This is a genomic window from Oleiphilus sp. HI0061 (genome assembly GCF_001635675.1).
The window spans coordinates 1-7704 of sequence record NZ_LWFE01000678.1 but is presented as its reverse complement, the minus strand read 5'-3'; the positions used below and the strand labels follow the sequence as shown (position 1 = coordinate 7704).

8 protein-coding genes are annotated in these 7704 nt (G+C 44.6%); 4 read left to right on the top strand and 4 right to left on the bottom strand.

Going from position 1 to position 7704, the window contains the following annotated elements; all coding sequences use genetic code 11:
* The 3 genes from A3735_RS08550 to murB all read left to right on the top strand — a co-directional run.
* A partial coding sequence (locus A3735_RS08550) for a cytidylyltransferase domain-containing protein (protein ID WP_369820519.1) occupies nt 1-278 on the top strand: 278 nt, incomplete at its 5' end.
* 40 nt (nt 279-318) lie between these two features.
* The gene (locus A3735_RS08545; RefSeq protein ID WP_068516175.1) at nt 319-792 is read left to right on the top strand and encodes a low molecular weight protein-tyrosine-phosphatase; all 474 of its coding nucleotides are present in this window, start codon (nt 319-321) and stop codon (nt 790-792) included.
* 15 nt (nt 793-807) lie between these two features.
* A complete protein-coding gene (murB, locus tag A3735_RS08540; protein WP_068516298.1) occupies nt 808-1830 on the top strand; it encodes a UDP-N-acetylmuramate dehydrogenase in 1023 nt (340 codons plus the stop codon).
* 11 nt (nt 1831-1841) lie between these two features.
* Here murB and A3735_RS08535 read toward each other — a convergent pair whose 3' ends face one another.
* Nucleotides 1842-2426 carry an NADPH-dependent FMN reductase gene (locus A3735_RS08535; protein ID WP_068508909.1) on the bottom strand — a complete coding sequence of 195 codons (585 nt, stop codon included), beginning with the start codon at nt 2424-2426 and terminating at the stop codon, nt 1842-1844.
* Between the two features lie 168 nt (nt 2427-2594).
* On the opposite strand from A3735_RS08535, the gene A3735_RS08530 reads away from it, so the two are divergent.
* Nucleotides 2595-3461 (top strand): LysR family transcriptional regulator, encoded by an 867-nt coding sequence (locus A3735_RS08530; RefSeq protein ID WP_068516301.1) that lies wholly within the window; start codon nt 2595-2597, stop codon nt 3459-3461.
* 3 nt (nt 3462-3464) lie between these two features.
* Here A3735_RS08530 and A3735_RS08525 read toward each other — a convergent pair whose 3' ends face one another.
* The 3 genes from A3735_RS08525 to A3735_RS08515 all read right to left on the bottom strand — a co-directional run.
* Nucleotides 3465-4379, bottom strand: coding sequence for a diguanylate cyclase (locus A3735_RS08525; protein ID WP_068553426.1), 915 nt, complete (start codon nt 4377-4379; stop codon nt 3465-3467).
* 19 nt (nt 4380-4398) lie between these two features.
* Nucleotides 4399-6366: a response regulator gene (locus tag A3735_RS08520; protein ID WP_255375155.1), complete on the bottom strand. Its 1968-nt coding sequence runs from the start codon at nt 6364-6366 to the stop codon at nt 4399-4401.
* 81 nt (nt 6367-6447) lie between these two features.
* Nucleotides 6448-7704, bottom strand: a 1257-nt coding sequence (locus tag A3735_RS08515; protein ID WP_156499538.1) for a histidine kinase dimerization/phospho-acceptor domain-containing protein, incomplete at its 5' end; no start/stop codon positions are given.

Below are 7704 nucleotides of genomic sequence, written 5' to 3'. Positions count from 1 at the left end.
GGTGTCGTGATCAGTTTTCAGATCCTAAGGCCTTAACGGCGATACCTGATGGCGCTAGCTATTACCGCCATATCGGTATCTATGCCTACCGAGTGGGTTTCTTGAATGCTTATGTGAATTGGCCGCCGAGTATGACTGAAAAGCTTGAAAGTTTAGAGCAATTGAGAGCCTTATCTAACGGTGTTAGCATTCATGTCGAACAAGCTTTGGAGAGCCCTCCTCCAGGGGTCGATACTGAAACAGATCTGCAATATCTTAGAAACCTTTTAGCGGTATGATGTTCTCTTTTTCTTAATTTTTTTAGTCGAGTTGGGAATTATGCATAAGATCCTGTTTGTTTGTTTAGGAAATATCTGTCGCTCACCCACTGCTCAAGGTGTTTTTCAGTCTCGTGTTGATCAGGCTGGTTTAAAGGAGCACTTTTTTGTGGATTCTGCCGGTACAGCGGGTTGGCATGAAGGGAAAGCTCCAGACCCTCGAACACAAAAGCATGCGTTAAGCCGTTCGTATGACTTAAGCCGAATTCAAGGACGTCAGGTGGTTTTCTCTGACTTCGAAGCCTTTGATCATATTATTGCAATGGATAAGGCCAATCTGGAAAACTTGCAAGCCATGTGTCCAGAAGAGTCTCAGCATAAATTAAAGCTGTTTTTAGACTTCAGTGATTGCCCTGAAAGTGAAGTGCCAGATCCTTACTTTGGTGGCACTGCCGGTTTTTCACATGTGCTTGATTTAGCTGAGTCGGCAAGTGAAGGTTTGCTGAATGCTCTGACAGAGGAAGCGCTCGCTTAATGGTTGCATTCCTTGATGAATAAGCGTTTGGGAGCAGATTTAAAGAGCCTGAATACCCTGGCTTTACCTTGTGTTGCTCGCGAAGAACTTTGCTTTGACAATGCTCAAGAGCTTGTGCTCTTTTTGCAGGGTGGAAGCTATGAACTATCAGAGTTGCTTATCCTGGGCGGCGGTTCCAATTTGGTTTTGCCCGAGAGACTAGACAAACTTGTAATACGTTTATTGTTTGACGCAATTCACTATCATGATGACGATACAGATCATGTGATTGTTGTTGTTGAAGCAGGTAGGATCTGGGACGACTTGGTGGCTGGTACTGTAAATCAAGGCTTGGTTGGGCTAGAAAACCTTTCCTATATTCCCGGAACCGTTGGTGCAGCACCCGTTCAGAATATCGGTGCGTACGGCGTGGAACTTTCAGACTCTCTTGTCTCGGTGAAAGCTTTCGACACTAAGACGCTTTCGCTTTGTGAGTTGAGCAATGAGCAGTGCCAGTTCTCATACAGAGACAGCATATTTAAACGCGAGCCTAATCGTTATTGCATCATTAGTATTACACTTCGGCTGACACGTAAACCTTGTTTTAAGCTTGACTATGGTGAGCTGAGGGGCTTTCAGGGGCTCGCGGAAAGCTTAATGGTATCTCAGGTGAGAGAGAAAATTATTGCTGTTCGTAAGGCGAAATTACCTGAACCGAGTGAGCTTCCAAATGCCGGTAGCTTTTTCAAAAACCCGATCGTTACGGCGAAACAAGAAGAGAGCATAAGGAAGAAGTTTCCAGGACTTGTGAGTTATCAGCTTGAGACTGGGGAATTTAAATTGGCGGCAGGCTGGTTGATCGACCAGGCCGGTTGGAAAGGGAAGCGGCAAGGGCCTGTAGGCGTACATGCCAAGCAAGCTCTTGTTCTTGTCAATCACGATGGCGGCAATCAGGCAGATATACTTACCTTGGCGCAAGATATTAGAGCTTCAATTGCTTCAATTTTTTCCGTTGCCTTGGAAGTGGAGCCAAAAATAGTCTCATCCTTGAGTTCATAAGGTTGTAGTTCCTATTTCTGTAGTCGCTGGTCAGTTTCTAGTAAGGTTTTAACTAATCCGGTTAAGCGATCGACCGTTTCTTGATTTACTAATTTCCCTTCTTCGTTGAATGCTTCGTAAGCAGCTCCAATAGCTAGTTGTTGAGGAATAACTAAACTCCCCAAATTTGTCATGACTTCTCTTAGTTGTCCTAGTCCTCTTAAGCCACCTAGGCTGCCTGGGCTGGCAGCAGTTAGTGCGACAGTAAATCTGTTAAATGGTGGTTGATAGACATTGGAGTCACTATTGTCAGGGCGTGATAACCAGTCCAGTGTATTCTTCAGTGCGGCGCTAAATGATCCGTTGTACTCTGGGCTCGCGATTAAAATGCTTGTTGGTGATGAAAATATGCGCCTTAAGTCGTTCAGTGAAGCGGGCGTTTCAGTGTTTTCAATATCTTCATTAAACAACGGCAAAGGGTAGTCTGCTAAGTTAATGTTGATAGCATCGTAGCCAAGCTCTAAAGCTATTTGTTGTGCTTGCTTAGCAACTTTTTGGTTGTAGCTGTTGCTGCGTAGACTTCCAGAAAATGTAATAAGAGTTCTGTCTGAGCTCATGGTATCGGCCTTTCAAGTAAGTGCGTATGAATTGAACTGTCTTTATTAAACCTGATGCAAAACTGCATGAAAATAGGTAGAGTGCATAGTTGGTGTGCATATACGCACAGAGTGGCGAATTTTGTGCGGGTGACGTTAAGCGCAGATATAGATTGTTTGGGGATATGTATGAAAAGCTGGAGTGATATTCAGATAGCCTATCAAGTAGCCAAGTTTGGCACGCTTAGCAAGGCCGCTGAGTCTTTAGGTGTTCATCACAGTACAGTTCTTAGGCACATTGACTCGATTGAAGAGCACTTGGCTTGTAAGTTATTTCATAGGCATTCTCGCGGCTATACGCCGACTGAAGCGGGCGAAATTCTGTTTCAAGATGCTGCAAAAGTCGAAGAACGTCTTGATCGAATGGTCAGTAAAATTAATGGGCTAGACCAGCAGCTAACAGGGCCTTTGGTTCTGACGAGCGTTTCGACCTTGAGTCCCTTGATCATGCCTGTTATCGAGGTATTCAGCAAAGCACACCCTGGTGTGGACATTTCGTTTCAGGCGGATTCGAGAATTTTTAAACTTGAATATGGTGAGGCGCATATTAGTATTCGGCCAGGCGCTCAGCCGCAAGACCCAGATTATGTGGTACAGAAGCTATTGTATACTGAATCGGCTCTTTATGCTAGCGAATCCTACTTGCGTAAGTACGGGAAACTCCAGAGCCTTGAGGATATTACGGGACATCGATTTCTTAATTTTTGCCAGAATATGAATAATATTCCGAGTATTAAGTGGTTAAATGAAATGGTCCCGAAGGAACAGATTAGCTTTAGTGCCAGCGACTACCATATATTAATGGATGCTGCGGAAAATGGTTTGGGTATCGTGGCGATGGATTGTCGAATTGCCGAACTTAAAACTGACCTGCAGCTACTTCTGCCAGCACCTAGTGCATGGCGTTCAACTATATGGTTAGTGACGCATCGTGATGTCCACTTTAGCCCGAAAGTTCAAGCCTTTACGGCACTTATCAAGCAGTGTTTAAAGTGAAAATCAAAAGTCGTCATTGACTCTAAAGCAGTTTCGCCCGTCATATTTTGCTTTATAGACGGCTTTATCTGCACGGGCTAGTAGTGATTGAAAGTCATTCTCGTCCTGATGTAGTTCAGCTACACCGATACTCGCTGTGACTAAGAGTCCAGCTGGCTTAAGTGCTTCTACATCTTTTCGGATTTGGTCCGAGCGCATCGTTGCTTGATCAAGGCTGCAGTTTTCCAGGAGTACCACAAACTCTTCGCCACCAAAACGCACGGCTACAAGATCTTCCTTTCGGTATTGGGTGCGTAGGAATTCACCAAAGGTACTTAAAACCTGGTCGCCAACCGGGTGGCCGTGCTGATCATTAATTTGTTTAAAGTGGTCAATATCAACCATCATTAAGCTTAATGGATGGCCATGACGTTTGGCGCTAGCGACTTTTTGTTCAGCTACGGCTAATAAATAATGCCGGTTATAAAGGCCTGTTAATTGGTCGGTGAGCGCAAGCTCTTCTAACCTTTGGCGCTGTTGCTTCAATGTGATGTGTGTGTTGATGCGCGAGATTGCAATCGCTTCTCTCACTGGTTTACGAATATAGTCGGCGGCGCCTAGCTTAAGGCCTTTTTCTTCATCGTGCGAGTCTTGAAGGCCTGTAACAAAAATAACGGGGATGCCAGCCGTCTCTTCATCTTCTTTTAAGTGCTTGCTGGTTTCAAAGCCATCCATATCAGGCATCATGATATCAAGTAGAATGAGCTCGGGTTGGGGCTCTGTACGAGCGACTTCCAGACATTTTGCTCCAGAAGTAGCGACTTTGACCTGATAAAGATCGCGGAACATGAGAGCGAGAATTTGGACGTTAGCGGGCGCGTCATCAACAATGAGGACGGTTGGCTTTCCTTGTTTCTCGCTCGATATTTGAGGGGCCATTTATTAGGTGCCAGTCTGGTTATGAGGTCTGAATCAGAGCCAATATCTCTTTAAGTGTCGTTGATGCTGCCGTATTGTCAAATAAATTGATTTCTTCAACGAGTTTTATGACCAAATTTTGGATTTCCTGCCTATCGGGGAAGGCTGTTTTAAGGAGGCTTAAACTGTCTGGGTCGATATAATCTGATTGTTCAAGCTTGTTTTGAAGCGTGTTTAGTTGGTTTATAAACTCGTCATTAGAGAGTGTTTCATCTGATTCGTCGCTGGTCGATGCAGTACTTTGGTCGAGTGCTTCAGTAAATGATTGTTCGAGCAAGCTTAACTCTGTTGTGAACTCTACATGAAGTCCTTCAAGTTCGTGCTTATCTACTTGCTCAATAGGTCTTAGAGAAACCTGTTCAATGGCAGCGCAGAGACTTTGGAGCTTGTCGGCGCAAAGTTGCCCGCAGACACCTTTGAGAAGGTGTGAAATGGCTTTAAGCGCTTTTAGATCTAATTCGTTACAGGCCTTTAGAATATCTTCAGAGTGCTTCGGGCTGTCACTAAGGAAGCTATTCAGCAATGCAGAGAATAAATCATCGTTATTGTAGATTCTCTCTCTTAGACCGTCAGGGTTCCAGTGGGTAGGGGTATCTTGCTCGCTAGTTGAAGCAGTAGCGTTGGGTTTGGTGCTTGTATCATCTTGAGGCATAGGTGCGTCTTCATATTCAGGTTTGTTGTTACACACATAACTAATGAGTGTAGAAATTGGTGCGTCGTTATAAATTGGTTTGCTTAGATAGGCGTTCATACCGGCAGCCAAGCACTTTTCTTTATCTCCTTGCATTGCATTGGCTGTCATCGCAATGATCGGAATGTCGGTGTAGAACTGTCCAGCTTTGCCATCGCGAATAGCTCGAGTGGCTTCATAGCCGTCCATTTCGGGCATTTGACAATCCATAAGGATTAAAGTGTGTGGGGTATTGGCGGTGGTTTGTATCAAACTGCTAATTGCTTCCAGGCCATTGCCAGCGACATCCGCGTGTAGGCCAATGTTTTTTAACGTGCTGAGGGCTACCATTTGGTTAATATAATTATCCTCCAGGATCAATAAACGGGTACCTTCTGGCCATTTTATTTGTCTCGAATCCTTCGTAGAGTAGGTCTTAATGCTTTCAGAGGTGATCAGAGGTTGAGCTTGTTGTAGTGCTTGACCGTCATCCGCCAAAATACTTAACGCATCAAATAGGTCAGAGGTAGTCGCAGGTTTTGGGAAATAAGCATCGAAGCCAATATCGGCCATTTCCTGTGCACCTCCCTGATAGGTCATTGAGGTCATCATAACAAGTTTCATCGACTGAAAACGTTCGTCGTGACTAAGTTTTCGCCCCAGCTCTGCTCCGTCCATTTCTGGCATTTGCATGTCTAACAGGGCGATATCGAAAGGCCTCTTGCTTTCGTCATTATATCGTTGCTGGCATAGTTCTAGTGCTTCGGAGCCAGAGCTCGCTTCAATGGCTTTAGCTCCCCATAGGTCAAGCTGACCTCGGAGTACCTCTAGGTTAGTCGTGTTATCATCAACGATCAGAATCTCTAGTTGGCTTATATCTATTGTCGGTTTGACTAACTCAGCTTGATCGCTAGTCTTCAGCAACATTGAGCTCGAAAAATTGCTGCCTTCTCCTGGAATGCTCTTAACGGAAATGGTGCCGCCCATCAGTAAGCATAGGTTCTTGGCAATGCTCAGTCCTAAACCTGTGCCGCCGAACTGTCTGGTAGTTGATGCGTCAGCCTGATTAAAGGCTTCAAACAGCGAGTCGGCTTTTTCAGGCGGGATTCCTATACCTGTATCAGTCACATCGATGTCTAGTTGAAGCAGATTTGCGTTTAGCTCCGTAAGCCGAGCAGAAATAACGACTTCACCTTGGCTGGTGAATTTGATTGCATTGTTGACAAGATTGGTAACGACTTGGCGGATCCTGCCGGGGTCTCCTACTGCTTTTGACAGGGTTAACCCTCTTAAGTCGACGATCAGTTCTAGCTCTTGTAGTTGAGCTTGCTGGGCAAGAGACTCTGCAAGATCGCCAATTTACTTTTTCGGGTTAAATAGAAGGTGCTCCAAGTCTAGTTTGCCTGCTTCTATTTTAGAAAAGTCTAAAATGTCGTTGATTAGTGTAAGTAGCGACTGTGCGCTATTTTGCGCTATTTCAGCCCGGTGCCTTTGTTGAGTATCAAGCTTGGAGTTAAGCAGAAGTCCCAGCATGCCCAGAACGCCATTCATCGGTGTCCTGATCTCGTGGCTCATGCTTGCGAGGAATTCGCTTTTCGTAATTGCAGCTTGTTCAGCATTTTCTTTTGCAGTAATGAGTTCGCTTTCGGCTGATTTTTTCCCAGTAATGTTCGAGCTAATGGCAACATAACTTTGTGGTTTGCCGTTCATATCTTTAATGGCAATGACAGTGCTGCTAATCCAGTAATTCTGACCATGTTTATCTTTGTTGTAGACTTCGCCTCGCCATACGCTGCCTTTAGCAGCTGTTTTATAAAGTTGGCCGAAGAAGGCTTTGTCATGATAGCCAGAGTTAAGAATTCGATGATTTTGGCCTAGCAGCTCTTCACGCTCGTATCCGCTTACTTCGACGAATTTGTCATTCACATAAGTGATGTCTCCTCTTATATTTGTGATAGAGACAATGGAAGCCTGGTCCAAGGCATATTTCTGCTCATTTAGTTCATTTATTGAGGCGTCAATATTCTGTAGGGCTTTATGAAAGCTTCTGGCAAAAATACCTACTTCGTTATTCTCGTTCACGGGTAGGTAGTCAATTTCGCCTGTTTGCTCATAGCGTTCGAGTGTTTCAGTCAATCTCGAGAGAGGGCGGGTAATTCTGCGAGAGATTAAAATGGCAGCCGTTAAGGCAACTAAAGCTAGCGATAAACCTATAAGCAGGCTTTTGTTGCGAGTTCCTTCCAGAGCTAATGCAAGCTGTTGATGTGAGGATGATAGTAGAATATGGAGTTGTGGGCTGCCATAAGTCGCACCACCTTTTAATACTTTGTAATACGCAGAGTATTTAGTATTGGTACTGTCTTTTAACTGCGTAAACGTCAGCTTGTTGGTGCCTGACTGAAAGTGCTGAGTGAGCTCGGGGAAATCTCTAAGTAAGTTTTTATCATGTGATGATGAACTATTATCTGAAGAGCTTTCCTGATAAAGATATTCACCTTCAGCGTCACTGATATAGAACTGTCTATTGCTATTGTAGCGAGGCAAACCAGAGATAATAGCCATTGGCTTAAGCGTTGCGATTAATACATAGCTGGCTGTATCGTCCAGAACCTTGAA